General features: G+C 67.0%; 18 protein-coding genes. 10 read left to right on the top strand and 8 right to left on the bottom strand.

Features of this window, described 5'->3' with window-relative positions; all coding sequences use genetic code 11:
• Positions 1-27 precede the first annotated feature (27 nt).
• A complete protein-coding gene (locus tag GGC30_RS10775) occupies positions 28-636 on the bottom strand; it encodes a hypothetical protein (RefSeq protein ID WP_153923962.1) in 609 nt (202 codons plus the stop codon).
• A 143-nt stretch (positions 637-779) separates the two neighbouring features.
• Between GGC30_RS10775 and trxA the strand changes: the two genes are divergently transcribed.
• The 7 genes from trxA to GGC30_RS10740 all read left to right on the top strand — a co-directional run bounded on the left by trxA (position 780) and on the right by GGC30_RS10740 (position 8,759).
• Positions 780-1,685, top strand: coding sequence for a thioredoxin (gene trxA, locus GGC30_RS10770; RefSeq protein WP_153923960.1), 906 nt, complete (start codon positions 780-782; stop codon positions 1,683-1,685).
• A 54-nt stretch (positions 1,686-1,739) separates the two neighbouring features.
• Positions 1,740-2,396 carry an LON peptidase substrate-binding domain-containing protein gene (locus GGC30_RS10765; RefSeq protein WP_026108391.1) on the top strand — a complete coding sequence of 219 codons (657 nt, stop codon included), beginning with the start codon at positions 1,740-1,742 and terminating at the stop codon, positions 2,394-2,396.
• Positions 2,397-2,421: 25 nt separating this feature from the next.
• Positions 2,422-2,616 carry a Trm112 family protein gene (locus tag GGC30_RS10760; protein WP_055754657.1) on the top strand — a complete coding sequence of 65 codons (195 nt, stop codon included), beginning with the start codon at positions 2,422-2,424 and terminating at the stop codon, positions 2,614-2,616.
• 90 nt (positions 2,617-2,706) lie between these two features.
• Positions 2,707-3,663, top strand: coding sequence for a glutathione synthase (gene gshB / locus GGC30_RS10755; protein WP_153923958.1), 957 nt, complete (start codon positions 2,707-2,709; stop codon positions 3,661-3,663).
• A gap of 60 nt (positions 3,664-3,723) precedes the next feature.
• Positions 3,724-5,340, top strand: a complete 1,617-nt coding sequence (locus GGC30_RS10750) for a YifB family Mg chelatase-like AAA ATPase (RefSeq protein WP_153923956.1) — start codon at positions 3,724-3,726, stop codon at positions 5,338-5,340.
• 70 nt (positions 5,341-5,410) lie between these two features.
• Positions 5,411-6,949 (top strand): response regulator, encoded by a 1,539-nt coding sequence (locus GGC30_RS10745; RefSeq protein ID WP_153923954.1) that lies wholly within the window; start codon positions 5,411-5,413, stop codon positions 6,947-6,949.
• Positions 6,950-6,992: 43 nt separating this feature from the next.
• Positions 6,993-8,759 carry an MFS transporter gene (locus GGC30_RS10740; RefSeq protein WP_153923952.1) on the top strand — a complete coding sequence of 589 codons (1,767 nt, stop codon included), beginning with the start codon at positions 6,993-6,995 and terminating at the stop codon, positions 8,757-8,759.
• Between the two features lie 4 nt (positions 8,760-8,763).
• Here GGC30_RS10740 and GGC30_RS10735 read toward each other — a convergent pair whose 3' ends face one another.
• Entirely contained in the window at positions 8,764-9,156 is a 393-nt protein-coding gene (locus GGC30_RS10735) for a YidB family protein (protein ID WP_153923950.1), read from the bottom strand.
• 106 nt (positions 9,157-9,262) lie between these two features.
• Positions 9,263-9,400, bottom strand: coding sequence for an entericidin A/B family lipoprotein (locus GGC30_RS10730; RefSeq protein ID WP_039247129.1), 138 nt, complete (start codon positions 9,398-9,400; stop codon positions 9,263-9,265).
• Between the two features lie 190 nt (positions 9,401-9,590).
• On the opposite strand from GGC30_RS10730, the gene GGC30_RS10725 reads away from it, so the two are divergent.
• The 3 genes from GGC30_RS10725 to rplS are packed head-to-tail and all read left to right on the top strand — an operon-like array spanning position 9,591 to position 12,620.
• Positions 9,591-11,426 carry a DUF885 family protein gene (locus tag GGC30_RS10725; protein WP_153923947.1) on the top strand — a complete coding sequence of 612 codons (1,836 nt, stop codon included), beginning with the start codon at positions 9,591-9,593 and terminating at the stop codon, positions 11,424-11,426.
• 44 nt (positions 11,427-11,470) lie between these two features.
• Positions 11,471-12,196: a tRNA (guanosine(37)-N1)-methyltransferase TrmD gene (gene trmD, locus GGC30_RS10720; protein ID WP_153923945.1), complete on the top strand. Its 726-nt coding sequence runs from the start codon at positions 11,471-11,473 to the stop codon at positions 12,194-12,196.
• A gap of 1 nt (position 12,197) precedes the next feature.
• On the top strand, positions 12,198-12,620 hold the full coding sequence (rplS, locus tag GGC30_RS10715; protein ID WP_017505017.1) for a 50S ribosomal protein L19: 423 nt from the start codon (positions 12,198-12,200) through the stop codon (positions 12,618-12,620).
• 75 nt (positions 12,621-12,695) lie between these two features.
• Here rplS and GGC30_RS10710 read toward each other — a convergent pair whose 3' ends face one another.
• From GGC30_RS10710 to GGC30_RS10690, 5 genes are all read right to left on the bottom strand, one after another.
• Positions 12,696-13,181: a PA2169 family four-helix-bundle protein gene (locus GGC30_RS10710; protein WP_039247171.1), complete on the bottom strand. Its 486-nt coding sequence runs from the start codon at positions 13,179-13,181 to the stop codon at positions 12,696-12,698.
• 73 nt (positions 13,182-13,254) lie between these two features.
• Complete coding sequence (locus GGC30_RS10705; protein ID WP_153923943.1) at positions 13,255-14,052, bottom strand: tryptophan 2,3-dioxygenase; 798 nt, start codon at positions 14,050-14,052, stop codon at positions 13,255-13,257.
• A gap of 36 nt (positions 14,053-14,088) precedes the next feature.
• Positions 14,089-14,619, bottom strand: a complete 531-nt coding sequence (locus GGC30_RS10700; protein ID WP_055809437.1) for a CHAP domain-containing protein — start codon at positions 14,617-14,619, stop codon at positions 14,089-14,091.
• 36 nt (positions 14,620-14,655) lie between these two features.
• Complete coding sequence (locus tag GGC30_RS10695; RefSeq protein WP_153923941.1) at positions 14,656-15,810, bottom strand: acyltransferase; 1,155 nt, start codon at positions 15,808-15,810, stop codon at positions 14,656-14,658.
• Positions 15,811-15,876: 66 nt separating this feature from the next.
• Positions 15,877-17,355 carry a carotenoid oxygenase family protein gene (locus GGC30_RS10690; protein WP_153923939.1) on the bottom strand — a complete coding sequence of 493 codons (1,479 nt, stop codon included), beginning with the start codon at positions 17,353-17,355 and terminating at the stop codon, positions 15,877-15,879.
• Positions 17,356-17,361: the final 6 nt, after the last annotated feature.

Below are 17,361 nucleotides of genomic sequence, written 5' to 3'. Positions count from 1 at the left end.
GGCTTGGGGTTCGATCCTTTTCCGCCTTCAATCGACAGGCGTCATGTCCATAAAATCGAAGCGAGCGGTTCGTCCCGATTTCGTGGAAAGCACTGCCTTAAGTGTCATCGGGTCTACTGTGATAAAAACCCCTTCGTGCGTCATCTGTCGCAGCGCATCCAAACGCGCCGGATCACGCAGATCACATTGCGCTTGCGGCGACTTGCCAAAAGAATCGAGCGCGTCGCTGATCAAAACACTGCGGCTCTGATCGAGGCGGCCCCAGTCTTCACAACCGATGGACAGTCTATACGTCGAGGCTTTCATGGTATCCGGGTTCAAATCCGGCAACCTCATCTCTACACGAGACCCGATTGCTGGCTCGCCATCAACCTCGACAGCATACCAGTAACCGATCAAAGAAGTACGACGATCATCGGATTGGCACCCCGTGAGCCAGAGCACTCCGAGCAGACCTAAGCCTAGTCTGCTCGCCGCAGTCCGACTGATTTTGGCCACGACGCCCTCAAGGTTTTGCCTGCGGAAAACAATAGCATCCCGATATCCACTTTCTATCCTCACAGACACTACCAACGCTCGCTTGACGATCTGCGCCGCCGCCCCATCTCGAGGATCACGGCCGAAATGACGACGCACAGCGGAGAATTCAGACGAATTAGACGGTGTTTTTCACGACTGCCGTCTGAAATCCCGGCGCGACCTTTTCCCGGCTTGATGCCGACGCATCCCGACGCCATCTGAACCGTTGAACCTGACTGATCTCTGCGCGGACCTCGCCCATGACCCTGCTCGACCCGACCCTGACCCCCGACGCCGCCGGCGACCTGATCAAGGAAGGCACCGACGCCTCCTTCATGACCGACGTGATCGAGGCGTCGAAACATCAGCCGGTCATCGTCGACTTTTGGGCCACTTGGTGCGGGCCGTGCCGGACGCTGGGACCGGCGCTGGAGAAGGCCGTGCGCGCCGCCAAGGGGGCGGTGAAGATGGTCAAGATCGATGTGGACGCCAACCCGGCCTATGCGGGCCAGCTGCGGGTGCAGTCGATCCCGACGGTCTACGCCTTCGTCAACGGCCAGCCGGTCGATGGCTTCCAGGGCGCCATTCCCGACAGTCAGATCAAGGCCTTCATCGACAAGCTGACCGGCGGTCAGGGGGGCTCGACCGAGACGGCGCAACTGCTGGAGCTGGGTGAGGAATCGCTGGGCCTGAACGACTTCGGCGGCGCGGCCCAGGCCTTCGCCCACGTCCTGTCGATCGAGCCCGAGAACGAAACGGCCATCGCCGGCATGGCGCGGGTCTATCTGGCGGGTGGCGACCCCGAACAGGCGGCCCAGACCATCGCCATGGCGCCGCAGGACTCCAAGGAACCGACGGTCCAGAGCGTGCGCGCCCAGCTGGCCCTGGTGTCTAAAACCCCTTCCGGCGCCTCGGCCGAACTCGAGGCCAAGGTCGCCGCCGATCCGAACGATCATCAGGCGCGTTTCGACTTGGCCGAGGCCCAGAGCGCGGCCGGCGACTTCAAGGGCGCGGTCGACAATCTGCTGGCCATCATCCAGGCCGACCGCGAGTGGAACGATCAAGCGGCCCGCAAACAGTTGCTGGTCATCTTCGAGGCGGCGGGCCTGACCTCTGACGTGTCCAAGGATGGCCGTCGCCGCCTGTCGTCCATCCTGTTTTCGTAAGCGCGAAACCACCGGCCTCAAGTCGCCCGAAGGGCGATAGGCCAAGGAGAAAAGATGCCTCAAGGCTATGTCCGTGCCCTCGACCTGCCCCAGGTGATCCCGGTATTCCCGCTGGGCGGGACCATCCTGCTGCCGCGCGGACAGCTGCCGCTGAACATCTTCGAGCCGCGCTATCTGAACATGGTGGACGACGCCATGGCCGGCGACCGGATCATCGGCTTGGTCCAGCCCAAGGGCGGCACGCCGGCACTGCCCGGCCTGTCGCCGGTCGGCTGCGCCGGTCGGATCACCAGTTTCGCCGAGACTTCCGACGGGCGCTATCTGATCACCCTGACCGGCGTGTCGCGTTTCCGCATCGCCGCCGAGATGCCGTCCAAGACCCCCTACCGCCAGGTTCGCGCAGCGTTCGAGGCCTATGAGGACGATCTGGTCTCCCCGCCCGAGGAGCCGGACTTCGACAGGGACGCCTTCCTCGACGCCCTGCGCGCCTATATGGCCCACCGGCTCCTGGACATCGATTGGGAGACGGCCGAGACCGCGCCGATGGAGGCCTTGGTCAACAGCCTGTCGATGGCCCTGCCGTTCGAACCCGCCGAGAAGCAGGCTCTGCTGGAGGCCATGGGCCTGATGCCCCGCGCCGAGGCCCTGACCGCCCTGATGCGCATCGACGCCGCCGACGGCGGTGACGACGCCGCGCCGTCCATGCAATAAGCGGCCACGCTTTCAGGAATCCGCCATGAGTGACGCCTTCAACACCCCTGTCTCCGTCGATCCCCGCCTGCTCGAAGTGCTGGTCTGTCCGGTCACGCGGGGCAAACTGACCTACGACCGCGACGCCAACGAGTTGATCTCGGCGGGCGCCAAACTGGCCTATCCGATCCGCGAAGGCGTGCCGATCATGCTGGCCGAGGAAGCGCGTCAGCTCGACTGAGCGCCGCACCGACACCGAACATTCACTGGCCCGGAGCGCGGCGCGCCCAACGGGCCTCAAGTAGCGCAACGCGCGATAGGCCCAAGAACAATGACCCTCAGAGTCGCCATCCAGATGGACCCGATCGAGGCCGTCGACATCGCCGGGGACACCACTTTCCTGATGGCCGAGACGGCGCAGGCGCGCGGTCACAAACAGTGGGTCTATGACTTCCGCACTCTGGCGCTGGAAGAGGGCCGCCTCTTCTGCCGCGCCCGCCCGATCACCGTGCGGCGCGAGGTCGGCAACCATGTCGACTTCGGCGACTGCGAAAAGCTGGATCTGGCCAAGGACGTGGACGTGATCCTGATGCGCCAGGATCCGCCGTTCGATATGGCCTATGTGACCGCCACCTATCTGCTGGAGACGGTGCATCCACGGACCCTGGTGGTCAACGACCCGGCCCAGGTGCGTTCGGCCCCCGAAAAGCTGATGGTCACCGCCTTCCCCGGCCTGCAACCGCCGACCCTGATCTCGGCCGACCCCGTCGCCCTGGACGCCTTCCACAAGAAGCATGGCGAGGTGGTTTTGAAGCCCCTGCACGGCAACGGCGGCTCGGGCGTGATCAAGCTGCGCGCCGACGATCCCAACCTGGACGCCCTGATCGAGATCCATGCCGCCGGCAGCCGCGATCCGCTGGTGATCCAGAAGTTCATTCCCGCCGTGTCCAAGGGCGACAAGCGCATCCTGCTGATCGACGGCGAGCCCGTCGGCGCCATCAACCGTGTCCCGGCGGCGGGCGCGGTGCGCTCGAACCTGCATGTCGGCGGCACGGCCATGCCGGTCGAGCTGACGCCGCGAGATCTGGAAATCTGCGCCGCCATCGGCCCGACGCTGAGGGAACGCGGCCTGATCTTCGTCGGCATCGACGTGATCGGCGACTATCTGACCGAGATCAACGTCACCTCCCCCACAGGCGCCCAGCAGTTGAAGGCCTTCACCGGCATCGACGCCACGGCCCTGATGTGGGACGCCATCGAGGCCAAGCGCGCCGCACAGGTTGCGTAACCGCCACTTGAATTAGATTTCAGTTCATGGTTCGTTCTCTCGCTCAGGTGGGAGAACGACATGGTCGCGCGGGTTGTCACGGTCGCCTTTGACGGAGTGGAAGCCCGGCGCGTGGACGTCGAGGTTCAGTTGATCGGCAATGACGGGCCGACCATCTTCAACATCGTAGGCCTGCCGGACAAGGCGGTGGCCGAAAGCAAGGAGCGGGTGCGTGGGGCCTTCGCCGGCATCGGTCTGGCCCTGCCCGCCAAACGGATCATCGCCAACCTGGCGCCGGCGGACCTGCCCAAGGAGGGCAGCCATTTCGACCTGCCCATCGCCCTCGCTCTGATGGCGGCCATGGGGGTGATCGCGCCCGATGCGCTCGACGGCTGGGCCGCCATCGGCGAGCTGGGGCTGGACGGTCAAATCGCGCGGGTCGGCGGCGCCCTGCCCGCCGCCGTCGCCGCAGACGCCATGGGCCTGGGTCTGATCTGCCCCGAGGCGACGGGACCGGAGGCCGCCTGGGCCGGCGGCGCCCGCATCCTCGCACCGCGCTCGCTGATCAGCCTGGTCAACCATTTCAAGGGAACCCAGGTTCTGCGCGCGCCCGAGCCCGGACCGCTGGCGGACGGCAAGGCTGTGCCCGACCTGCGCGAGGTCAAGGGTCAGGAAAGCGCCAAGCGCGCGCTGGAGATCGCGGCGGCCGGCGGCCACAACCTGCTCTTCATCGGCCCGCCGGGGTCGGGCAAGTCGATGATGGCACAGCGGCTGCCGGGCCTCTTGCCCCCCCTGACCTCGCAGGAGTTGCTGGAGACCTCGATGGTCTGGTCGGTCGCCGGCCTGATCGAACGCGGCGCCCTGACCCGCGACCGCCCGTTCCGCAGCCCGCACCATTCCGCTTCGATGGCGGCCCTGACCGGCGGCGGCCTGCGCGCCAAGCCGGGCGAGGCCTCGCTGGCGCACAATGGCGTGCTGTTCCTGGATGAACTGCCGGAACACAGCGCCCAGGCCCTGGACTCGCTGCGGGCGCCGCTGGAGACCGGCGAGATCGTGGTCGCCCGCGCCAACGCCCACATCCGCTATCCCGCGCGGTTCCAACTCATTGCGGCGATGAACCCGTGCCGCTGCGGCATGGGCGGGGCCGGGCGCGGCGCGTGCGGCAAGGCGCCGCGCTGCCAGCGCGACTATCAGAACCGCGTGTCCGGCCCGATGTTCGACCGGATCGACCTGACAGTGGAGACGCCGCCGGTCACCGCCGCCGACATGGCCCTGCCCCCGCCCGCCGAGGGCACTGCCGAGGCGCGGGCGCGCGTCGCGACCGCCCGCGCCATGCAGGAGGACAGGGTGCGCGAGGCCGGGCTGGACGCCGCCCAAGGGCTGAACGCCCGCGCCTCCGGCGCCACGTTGGATCGGTTCGCCTCGCCGGACGAGGCGGGCCGAATGCTGCTGATGCGGGCGGGCGAGGCCGGCGGCCTGACCGCGCGCGGCTGGACCCGCACCCTGCGCCTGGCGCGCACCATCGCCGACCTGGATGGCAGCACCGGCGTTCTGCGTCGCCACATCGCCGAGGCCCTGATCTACCGCCGCACCACCATCGGCGCCGAGGCCGACTTCGACCGCCGCGTGGCGCAGCGCCATGAAGGCTTCGGTCTGCGCGAGGACGACGACGAGCAGACGCCCTTCCTGCACGCGTGACGCGCCCGCGTCATGGTGGAGACATCCTTAACCGTCGACCTTTAGGCTCCGTCTCGTTGGGGAGGCGGCCATGACGCGACGGACGGCGACGAAGCGGATTGAGGAGCGGACGAGCGCGCCTGTCGACCCCGCCCAGCAGTTCCTGCGGCTGATGAGCCACGAGATGCGCACGCCGCTGAACGGCGTCATCGGCATGATCAACCTGTTGCAGCGGACCCGGCTGGACGGCGCCCAGCGCGCCTATGCCGAGAACGCGCGTCAGTCGGCCGAACATCTGCTGGGTCTGGTCAACGACCTGCTGGACTATGCGCGGCTGGAGGCCGGGGCGCTGGAGTTCGACCTGGCGCCCGTCGATCTGGAAGGTCTGGTGCGGGGCGTCGCCGAGTTGCTGAGCCCGCGCGCCCACGACAAGGGGCTGGAGATCGTCTGGTCGGTCGCCGCCGACGCGCCCGACGTGCTGGCGGACGAAGGCCGGCTGCGTCAGGTGCTTTTCAACCTAGCGGGCAACGCCGTGAAGTTCACCGAAACCGGCGGCGTGCGCATTTCGGTCGAGCGCGTCGGCGGCAGCGCGGCGCGCCCGCGACTGGCCTTCCTGGTCGACGACACCGGCCCCGGCGTCGCGCCCGAGGCGCGTACACGGATCTTCGAGGAATTCGGCCACGCTGACAGTTCCGACGCGGTCCGTCAGGATGGGGCCGGCCTGGGTCTGGCGGTCGTGCGAAAGCTGGCCGCCGCCATGGACGGCTCGGTGAAGGTCGAAAGCCGCCCCGACGGCGCCGCAACCGGCGGGGGCGCCCGCTTTCGCTTCGAGGCCGCCTTTGCCGCCGTCGCGGTGGCGCGCGACAAGCCGTTGCGCGGCCAGACGGTCGCGGTGCGCGCCGTCAATCCGTTTGTCCTTTCGGCGGCGCGCGCCCAGATCGAGGCCTCGGGCGGCGTCGTGGCGGATGCGGCCCCGGTGACCCTGGTCGATCACGCCGACGCGCCGTCGGGCGCGCTGGCGGCCCTGCCTTCGAGCGGTCGCGGCATCATCCTGCTGAAACCGGCCGAGCGCGATCTGATCGCCCGCTATCGCGCCGTCGGTTTCCACGGTTATCTGATCAAGCCCTTGCGTCGCGCGTCCCTGGCCGAGCGCGTCCTGGCCGCCATCGGCGCGGAGGCGCCCGACAAGGCCAGCGCCCACTGCGCCGCCCCGATCGAAGACGACCGCGTCGCCCCCGTGCAGTTCGCCGGCATCCGCGTCCTGCTGGCCGAGGACAATCCCGTCGGCGCGCTTCTGGCCCGCACCCTGTTGCGCCGCGAGGGCTGCACCGTCGAGACGGCCGCCACCGGCGACGAAGCCGTCGCAGCGCTGAAACGCGCGCGCTACGACGTTGTCTTCATGGACATGCGGATGCCCGGCATGGACGGCCCCGCCGCCGCCTGCGCCATCCGCGCGGCGGGCGACACGACGCCGATCCTGGCCTTGACAGCCAACGCCTTCGCCGAGGACCGCCGCGCCTGTCTGGAGGCCGGCATGGACGACCATATCGTCAAGCCGCTGGACGCCGAGGCCCTGCGCGCCGCGCTCGCCCGCTGGACGAAGCGCGACATCCGCGCCAAGGTCGGCTGAGTTACAGGCGCCCGCGTTTCCGGCCGCCGCGCCGGAGCCGTGCATGACCGACCAAGCCCATCCCCCCGCGAACGGCAAGCCCGCCGGCCGTTTCGGCGGCCTCGCCGTCTATGGCGAGCGGCGTGTCTTCATCATGCTGCTGCTGGGCTTTTCGGCGGGCCTGCCGAACCTGCTGATCTTCGACACCCTGTCCGCCTGGCTTCGCGAGAGCGGCCAGACGCTGGAAGTGATCGGCTTCTTCGCCTTGGCCACCCTGTCCTATTCGCTGAAGTTCGTCTGGGCGCCGCTGATCGACCGGACGTCCGTGCCTGGACTGACGCGGCTGTTGGGTCATCGCCGCGCCTGGATGCTGGTGACGCAGGCCGTGATCGTGTTCGGCCTGTGGTCGATCTCGACGCTGAACCCCGCCAACGCCCTGATCGCGGTGGCTGGATTCGCCGCCCTGGTCGGCTTCTTCGGGGCGACGCAGGACATCGTCATCGACGCCTGGAGGATCGAGGCCGCCGACGACAGCCGGCATGGCGCCATGGCCGCCGCTTATCAGATGGGCTACCGGGTCGCCATGATCGTCGCGGGCGCCGTGCCGCTGGTCTTGGCTGATCTTTATAACTGGAACCTGTCCTACGCCGTGATGGCCGCTCTGATGGGCTTTGGCATCGCCGGCGTTCTGTTCGCCCCGCGTGAAAAGGCCCATTCCATCCGCGCCATCCCGGTCGGTGACGTGCCGTCTCGCCCTGGCTTCGAGGTGATCGAATGGATCGTGCGCCTGGCCGTCATCGGTGTGGCGGCGATGGTGCTGGGGTCAGGCCTGACCGGCCAGTCGGGCCCGCTGAATGCGATGTTTGGACTGTTCGGCCTGGGCGCGGAAGGCAAGGCGGCGGTGGCGTCGGCCCTCTCGGCCAAGCCCGAGGGCGTCTATCTGCAGGTTGGCCTAGTCTTCCTTGGCCTGGCGGTGATGGTGCTGGCGTGTTGGCCCGTGCCTGGCGTGAAGACCCGACCTGGCGCCTATCTGGCAGGGTCGTTCGGCGAACCCGTGGTGGACTTTTACAAGCGGTTCGCGGGGGTCGCCACGCTGATCCTGGCGCTGATCTGCGTCTATCGCCTGGCCGATTTCGTGCTGAACATCATGAACCCCTTCTATCTGGATCTTGGGTTCTCCAAGACGGAACTGGCCGAGGTGCGAAAGGTGTTTGGCGTGGTCATGACCACCCTGGGCGTCTTCGTCGGCGGCTGGTCGGTGGCTAAGCTGGGCCTGATCCGCACCATGGTGATCGGCGCCTTCATGAGCCCGGTGTCGAACCTGGTCTTCGCCTGGCTGGCGACCCAAGGCCCCAGCATCCCGGCCCTGACCGTCGCCATCGGGGTGGACAATGTCGCCACGGGATACGCAGGGACCGCCCTGATCGCCTATATGTCCAGCCTGACGTCGATTGGCTTCACCGCGACGCAATACGCCCTGTTCAGTTCGCTCTATGCGCTCCCGGGCAAGCTGATCGCGTCGCAGTCTGGCCGGATCGTCGAGGCGTCGGCGCGGGCTGCGGAGGGGACAGGACCGTTCGCCGGTTTGCGGCCGCTGTTCGCGCGATTGCCCGAAGGGTCGCTGGCGGCGGGAGCGGCGACCAGCGGCGTGACGCCGGCGGCGCTCGGCGCGGGCTACGTCGTTTTCTTCCTCTATTCGACGATCATCGGCGTGTTCGCCATCGTTCTGGCGTTCGTGGTGGCTTCCAGGCAAACCGCCTTGCAGGCGCGCCAGAAGGCCGCGATGGAAGAAGAGGCCGCGATCGCGGCGACCGAGGGCCAGCCGTCCTGAGGCTTCAGCGCTTCAGGAAGCCGCCGATCATGTTGCCCAGGCCGCCCGGCAGTTTGCCAAGCAGGTCGTCGGCGCCGTCGATCTGACCGCCGGGGGTCAGGCGGTCGATGGCTTCGGGCAGAAGACCGGCCAGGGTCTCGCCGGCCTGTTCGGGGGTCACGCCCATCTTGGCGGCGATGTCGGCGATGGGGCCGTGGCCGAGGACGGCCGTGATCTGCTCAGGCGAGATATTGGCGTTCGGCCCCGTGCCGACCCAGGAGCCGATGACATCGCCCAGGCCCGCCTGACCGAACTTCTCGGCCAGTCCGCCGACGCCGCCCTGACCCTTGAGCAGATCGCTCAGACCGCCTGCGGCGTCGTCGCCGAGACCCTTCACTACACTGTCCAGAAAGCCCATCGCCGTCTCCCGAATGATGACGCAACGTAACACTGTGATGCGACGGATACGAGAAAGGCCCGCCGGGATCCGACGGGCCTTTCCAACATCGGCTTTTGCGAAAGCCTTAGTTCTTGGCGTCGTTGGCGCCTTGCGTGACGGCCGAACCGGCGGCCGAGACATCGCGGCCGGCGCCGGCGATGGTGTTGCAGGCCGACACGGCCAGAGCGGCGGCGACGATGGACAGGGTGATGATCTTGCGCATGGTTTGAACCCTTGTTGGTATGGTCAAGTTTCGTCGAAACGCCGACCCTGGGCTTGGGTTGCATCAAGCGACGCCGTATCGAAAATTTTGCTTTCGACGTGTCCGATCGCCGCAACGGCGGGGGCATTGATCCCTTGCGCCGCGCGCACGCGGCCCCGAAGGTGCGCCCCTGTTTCACGAGGGGTTGTTCATGCGTCGTCTTCTGATTTCGTCCGCCGCCATGATGGCGGTGCTGTCCGCCGCGCCCGCGCTGGCGCAAACCTCCGCTCCCGCACAGACAGCCGCGGCCGAAAGCGAGGACGCGCGGCTGAACGCCTTCTTTGAGCAGGCCTTCCAGGCGCGGATCGCGCTGAGCCCGCAGCAGATGACGTCTCTGGGCATCAAGACCGACTACGACAAGCTGGACGATGTGTCGGACGCCGCCGCCGACCGCGCCCTGGCGCTTCAGGAGGCGCAGCTGGCGCAGATGAAGGCCCAGTTCGATCCGCAGAAGCTGGGGCCGCAGGCGGCGCTGTCGTGGCGGATGTTCGAATATGGCGTCCAGCAGGCGCGACTGTCGAACCAGTGGCGCGACTGGGGCTTTCAGTTCGCCGCCAACGGCAATCCGACCACCAGCCTGCCGGTCTTTCTGATCAACAACCACCGGGTCTCCAGCGTGGCCGACGCCGAGGCCTATGTCGCGCGGATCAAGGCCGCCGAGACGCAGATGGATCAGGTGGCCGACGAACTGCGTCAGCGCGCGGCGGCGGGCGTCGTCTCGCCGCGCTTCGTCTTCGCGCCGTCCATCGCCAACACCCGAAACGTCATCACCGGCGCGCCGTTCGACGATGGCGCGGACAATCCGGTCTGGGCCGACTTCACCAAGAAGGTTGCGGCGCTGGAGACGGATCAGGCGACGAAGGACCGGCTGCTGTCGGAAGCCCGCGCCGCCCTGACCGGTCCCTACAAGGCCGGGTTCGAGACCGTTCTGACGGCCCTGGCCGAGGTGCAGCCCAAGGCTGACAGCGATGCGGGCGTGTGGCGACTGCCGCAGGGCGAGGCCTATTACAACGCCCGGCTCCAGCTCTCGACCACCACCGACCTGACCGCCGACCAGATCCATCAGATCGGTCTGGCCGAGGTCGCCCGAATCCAGGCCGAGATGGAGACCATCAAGACCCAGGTCGGCTTCACCGGCTCGCTGCAGGCGTTCTTCACCTTCCTGAAGACGGATCCACGGTTCCAGTATCCGAATACGCCCGAGGGCAAGGAGCATTATCTGACCGACGCCCGCGGCTTCATCGCCCAGGTGATGGCGGCGGCGCCGCAGTGGTTCTCGACCCTGCCCAAGGCGGCCTTGGAGGTGCGGGCGGTGGAGTCGTTCCGCGAGGCGACGGCCTCGATCGCCTTCTATAACTCGCCCGCGCCAGACGGCTCGCGGCCGGGCATCTACTACGTCAATCTGTCGGACATGACCCAGGTGCTGAAGCCCCAGATCGAGGGCATCAGCTATCACGAGGGCGCGCCGGGCCACCATTTCCAGATCGCCTATGCGCAGGAGATCGAGGGCCTGCCGCGCTTCCGCCGGTTCGGCGGCTACGGCGCCTATGCGGAAGGGTGGGGGCTGTACGCCGAACAGTTGGGCAAGGAGATGGGCTTCTATCAGGACCCCTATTCCGACTTCGGCCGGCTCTCGACCGAGCTGTGGCGCGCGGTGCGTCTGGTGACCGACACCGGTCTGCACGCCAAGCGCTGGAGCCGCGAACAGGCGATGGACTATTTCCGCCAGAACTCCCTGCTGTCCGAGCGCGACATCGAAAAGGAGGTCGAGCGCTACATCACAAACCCCGGCCAGGCAACCAGCTACAAGATCGGCGAGCTGAAGATCGAGGAACTGCGCGACCGGGCCAGGACGGCGTTGGGCGATCGGTTCGACATAAAGGACTTCCACGCCGTGGTCCTGGGTTCCGGCTCCGTGCCGCTGGACGTGCTGGAGGACCAGGTGGACAGCTGGATCGCGGCGGGCGGCGGGGCGCCGACGACCTGACTCGGCTCGCCTTTCCGGTCACGGAGCGGTAAAGGGCGCGCGCCATGCCCTTTACCGCGACCGTCCTGACCATGTTTCCCGAGGCCTTTCCGGGCCCGCTCGGCGTGTCGCTGATTGGCACGGCCTGGCGGGAGAAGGGCTTGTGGAGCCTGGAAACGGTTGACATTCGCGCCTTTTCCACAGATACGCGCGGCTTCCTGGACGACACCCCTGCGGGTGGCGGCCCGGGAGCTGTGCTGAAGGCGGACGTTGTGGCTCGGGCGGTGGATAGCCTGCCGGGACCGAAACGGCCGCTTTTGTACATGAGCGCCAGGGGTCGACCCCTGACCCAGGCGCGCGTCAAGGAATGGGCGAAAGCCGACGGGATCGTCGTGCTGTGCGGCCGTTTCGAGGGGGTGGATCAGCGGGTGCTGGACGCACGCGGGTTCGAGGAGGTCTCGGTCGGAGACGCGGTTCTCGCCGGCGGCGAGGCGGCGGCGATGGTCGCGATCGAGGCGTGCGTAAGACTGATCCCCGGCGTGCTCGGCTCAGGCGACAGCCTGTCGTCCGAAAGCTTCGAGGACGGGCTCTTGGAACACCCGCAGTACACGCGACCGCGGACGTTTGAGGGGCTTGAGATACCCGAGGTGCTGCTGTCGGGCGATCACAAGAGGATCGCGGGATGGCGCGAGGCGCAGCGGGCGACGACTACGCGGGAGCGGCGGCCGGACCTCTGGCAGGCGCATCTCGCCAACTCACAGCTAAAGGGCGCAAAGCCCGAGGAGAAATGACATGAACATCGTTCAACAGCTGGACGCCGAAGAAAAAGCCCGCGTCCTGGGCGAACGCAAAATCCCGGAATTCCAGCCCGGCGACACCCTGCGCGTCAACGTGAAGATCAAGGAAGGCGAGCGCGAACGTGTTCAGGCCTTCGAAGGCGTCTGCATCGCCCGTGACGGCGGCGGCATCAGCGAAACCTTCACGGTCCGCAAGATCTCGTTCGGCGAAGGCGTCGAGCGCCGCTTCCCCATCCTGTCGCCAAACATTGAGTCGATCGAAGTGAAGCGCCGCGGCGTCGTGCGTCGCGCCAAGCTCTATTACCTGCGTGATCGTCGCGGCAAGTCGGCCCGTATCGCCGAGCGCCAGACGGTCCGTCCCGCCAAGGGCGTCGTCGTTCCGGAAACCGGTTCGGCCGCCAAGACCGAAGAAGCCTAGTTTCAGGCTACACGATCAAATGACGAAGGCCCCGGTGGAAACGCCGGGGCCTTTTTCAAATCCGTCAGTCCGGAATTACTGCGGGAACAAGGGGTTGGCCGCGTCGCGCTGGCCTTCCAGGCTGTGTTTCAGGGCTTCCATCTGCTCATGCTCGGTCTTGACCGCCGCATAGGCCCGCCGGATCGTCTCGCGCGTGGTGGCGGAAATGCCGGTGTCTTCCAGCGCCTTTTCATATTTGTTGGCGATGAACCCTTCGCCCGAGTTGATCGAACCGACGACGGAATCGTCGTTGCGCAGCAAAGCGTGTTTCACATCCAGGAAAGCGCGGTGGGCCTTGGCCAGGATCGATCCATCGGACTCGGGATCGCCGCCCAGACCGCGCACGGCGGCCGACAGGTCGTCGACGACCTGCTGGCGTTCGCTGCTGCGGCGCTCGAACAGGGTGCGGTAGTGCGGGTCTTGCGTCTGTTCGGCGGCTTCGCGATAGCCGTCCGCGCTGTCCAGCGTCGTTTCGATCAGGCCGTTCAGAACCTTGATGTCGTGGGCGTTGGGGTTGCTCATCTCGTCCATTCCTTCCGCTGTTGCGGTCAAACGGCGAAATGGTCCGGCGCGGCGAAGGTTGCCGCCTGCGACATCAAAGTTTGGTGCGAAGCGACCACAGCTCGGGGAAGCAGCGCTTGGTCAGGGTCGAGGCCAGATAGGCGGCGCCTTCCGTTCCGCCCGTGCCGCGACGCCGACCGATGATGCGTTCGACCGTGACGACATGCTTGTGCCGCCAGGTCAGCAGGGCGTCGTCCAGATCGACCAGCTTCTCGGCCAGCTGATAAAGGACCCACCACCGTTCCGTGTCGCGATAGACCTCCAGCCAGGCCGCCTCGACGGCTTCGGACGGCGCATAGGGCTGGGTCACGTCGCGGTTCAGCACTTCGGCGGGCACCGGCAGACCGGCCTTGGCCAGTTGGGCCAGAGCGTCATCGTAAAGGCTGGGCGCAGCGATGGCGGCCTGAAGCGCGGCCAGTGCTTTGGGACGGTCTTCGTGGAACTTCAGGAAGCTGGCGTCCTTCAGGCCCAGCATGGCCTCGAAACATCGGAACTGGTCGCTCTGGAAGCCGGACGATGACCCCAACGACCCTCGGAACCGCAGATAGTCCGACGGCGTCATCGTCGACAGAATGTCCCAGCTATGGGTCATCACCGCCTGGATGCGGGAGACACGCGCCAGGCTCTTGTAGGCCGGGACCAGGTCGCCGGCGCGCACCATCGACTGGGCCAGGGCCGTCTCATGCAATATCTGCTTGAGCCACAGTTCCTTGGTCTGATGGATGACGACGAACAGCATCTCGTCGTGCTGGTCCGACAGCGGATGCTGGGTCGAAAGCAGGTCGTCCAACGCCAGATAGCCGGCGTAGGTGATGTCGCTGGATTGGGTCATGCCCGCCTATCGCCCGCGATGGCGAGCGGTGCAAGCTTAGTGCTGGCCTTGCGCCGAGACGTTGGCGGCGATCTGACGGCCGGCGTCGAAGGCGTCGCGGGCGCCTTTGTAGATGAAGCCGTAGGTCGGATAGACCGTCGTGCCCAGGTCGTTGATCGGATTGTACCAGACCTTGACCTGCGACCAGTCGTTGGAGGGTGAGACGTCAACGACGGTGACGTTTTCTTCGACCTTGCCGCGGCTGCCGCCCCAGTTGGCGTGGGTCACGCGCACGACGCGGTCGGTCAGGATGTCGGAGACGACGGCGACGTGGCCCCGGCTCATGCGGCCCTCGGGGCGGAAGACGAGAACCGAGCCGGTTTCCGGGGCCTTGCCGGTGCGGAAGTTGGCGGCGGCTTGGCGCCACCAGGTCCAGGCGTCGCCGAAGATGTTGATGCCGGAGAACATGCGCGCGAAGGTCACGCACTGCCAATAGGGCTCATCAGCCTTTGCGGTGGAGGGGACGGCGCCCAGCGCAAAAAAACCGAGGGTCGCCGCAACCGCGGCGGCTTTGAGCCGTTTTGACATGCTTGGGGTATCCCGACCCGCCTTTGGAAGCGCCCTTTAGGCCACGGGATCACGACCTGTCGCAAGTTGTTTCGGCATATCGCCGTGCTTCATATTTCCTTCTGAAATCTTGTCGTGACGCTTGGCGCGCTTGTCGGCCATGTCTCTCAGAGCCTTGCGCGCCGGGCGTTCAACGAGGTGATAGGAGACGGCGGCGACAACAGGCAGAATGGCCAGGATCGCCAACCACACGAAAATTTGAAGCTGTTTGTCCGGCGTGTCGAACAGTTTGGCGGCCAAACCGACCGCCAGAAGCTTCCACGGCACGCAGACCATATAGACCGAATAGCTGATCTCGCCGAGGTAGACGGCCGGCTTTGACGCCAGCCATCCGGCGCGTTCGTTGGGAAGCGAGGCCAGCGACAGGATCAGGGCGCCGGCCAGCAGAACCGTGACGCCGTCCCATAGCCCGAGCGCGGCGCTGAGCACCATCAGGCCGAACGAGACGGCGGCGCACAGCCACGGCGCCTTCAACGGCGCGCGGCGATAAACGAGATAGAGAGCGCAGCCCAAGGCGAAGCACGGCACGATCCTGAGCGCGCCCCAGCGGATCGTCGCTTCGGTCAAGGCGAAGCCGGCCAGTTGCTCGAACGCGAAATAGAGGATGACGAGGAAGGCCGCAGCCCCGACCACCGCCGCGATCGGCCGGTGACGCAGACGCCAGAAGACGAAGGCGAACAGCGGGAAGCAGAGATAGGCGAACCACTCCGCAGAGATGGACCAGGATGGATGGTTCCAGCCCGCGACCGGCGCCAGCCCCCAGGCGTGGACCATGAAGAGGTTGGCGGGCAGCGACGCCCAACTCAGCACATTGGCGTCCACGCTCATACCGGCGAAAAGGGCGGCGGCTGCCAGCAGCCCCACGCCGATCAGGGTGGCGATATGCAGCGGATAGACGCGCGCGATCCGCGCCCACAGGAAGCCGCGATACGAGAACCGCTTCTCGCCCGCCGCCGCCAGATAGACGTGGCTGAGGATGAAGCCGGACAGGACGAAGAAAAGCTCGACACCCAGATAGCCCTTGGCGACCAGGCCCGACTGACCCGCGCCCGCAAGGTTTTCCCAGAAGCTGTAGACGGCGACCCACATGGCCGCGCCGAAGCGCAGGGCGGTGATGGGGCGAAGGTCGGCGGGCGTCTGGACTGGGGTCATGGTTTCACCTTGGCACGTCAGCCTTTTCGAACCATGAAGGCCCGCAAAGGCTGTGCCCGTTCGGCCTTATCCCGCCCACGCGCTGTGGAAGCCGGCCGGCAGGGCCACGTCCGCCTGCCAGGTCGCGACCGGGCCGTCCTCGATCCGCGCCACGTCGAAGACATGCAGTTCCGTCCGCCCATCCTTCAGATTGACCGACGGTCCGACCAGCCAGGCGTCGCGTTCCGCCGCCGCGCCGGGCTTGGGCACGAAGACCGCCTCCTCGACCACCTGATGCACGCCGAACTCGAAGGCGTGCGAGCGACCGCTGTCCCAGTCGTGGACCGCCAGTCCCGTCGGCAGGGGACGGCCGCGAGTCTCGCCGGAGGTATGGGCGGTCAGGCTGCGCTTCAGCCCCGCACGACGGGGATCGGCTTTCGGGAATTCACCCACGACATCGCTATAGGTCATGTCGGCGCGCCCATCAGGTCGCAGGGTGATCAGCGCCAGTTTCGCCGGATCGCCCGGAACGACCCCATACCCATCCACCAGAACCCGCGCGCCATCGACCGCGAAGCGCGGATCGCCGCTGGCGGCGACATCGAAGCGGATCGTGCCGTCGCGCTCGGCCCAGGCGTCGCCCAGGTGGAAGTGGAAGAAGCCCGGCAACTCATAAAGGCGGCGCTTCGACAGGTCGTCCTTGTCCAACACCAGAACCTGCGTCCCCATCTCCGGCCGCCAGGCCAGGCCTGCGGTCACCGGCATGGTGTGGGTCGCGAACACCCAGGGCTGGAGCACCAGGATCACGTGCCGGTCGGTGGCGGTGAAGTCGTGCATATAGCTGGCGCGCGGCAGGGACACGATCTGGGCGTCGTTCAGGCTGCGGTCGGGGTTCAGACGCCAGATCACTGCGCGGTTTCCGGCCAGGCCGACATTCCAAATCGACCCATCGGGCGCATAGCGCGGGTGGGCCTGGAACGGCATGCCTTTCAGGTCGTCGCGCAGGGTGACGAAGCCTTGCGTCGATAGGTCCGACGCCGACAGGGCCAGCGGCGATCCCCCTTCCCAGAGCGCCCAGACCTGATCGCCAGCGACCATGACGGCGGTGTTGGCGGCGTTGGCGTCGTCGTTCGAGCCGATGCGGGCGCGGCCGTCGCCCTTGGTGCCGAAGCCCGGCGTGACCACGGCGTCCAGCTCCGTTTCGGTGCGGCGCTTGGGCGTGTCGGCGAACCGCGCCTCCAGCGTCGCCTGGCCGTCCTGGATGCGGAAGGCGCGCATCATGCCGTCGCCGTCAAACCAGTGGGTTGCCGACCCGCCTGGCCGCCGGAACTTGGCCGGTCCGTTGCGATACAGCGCGCCCTGCAACCCCGCCGGCGCCCGGCCGTGGACCAGGCGCATCGTTTGGCGCGCAATGTCGCCTTCGACGTCCTGAGTCGCCAGCGCCCAGTCGGCCTTCGTCGCGGCGACGGCGTCCAGGGCGGCGGCGGCGCGCGCCATCTCGGGCGTGGCGACTGCGGCCGAGAGGGCGGCTGCGCCCATCAGGAAGGAACGGCGTGAAGGGGTCATGATCCG

This window comes from Brevundimonas sp. SPF441 (genome assembly GCF_009661015.1).
In the GTDB taxonomy this organism is placed as follows: Bacteria; Pseudomonadota; Alphaproteobacteria; order Caulobacterales; family Caulobacteraceae; genus Brevundimonas; species Brevundimonas vesicularis.
This window is presented reverse-complemented; position numbering and strand designations above follow the sequence as displayed.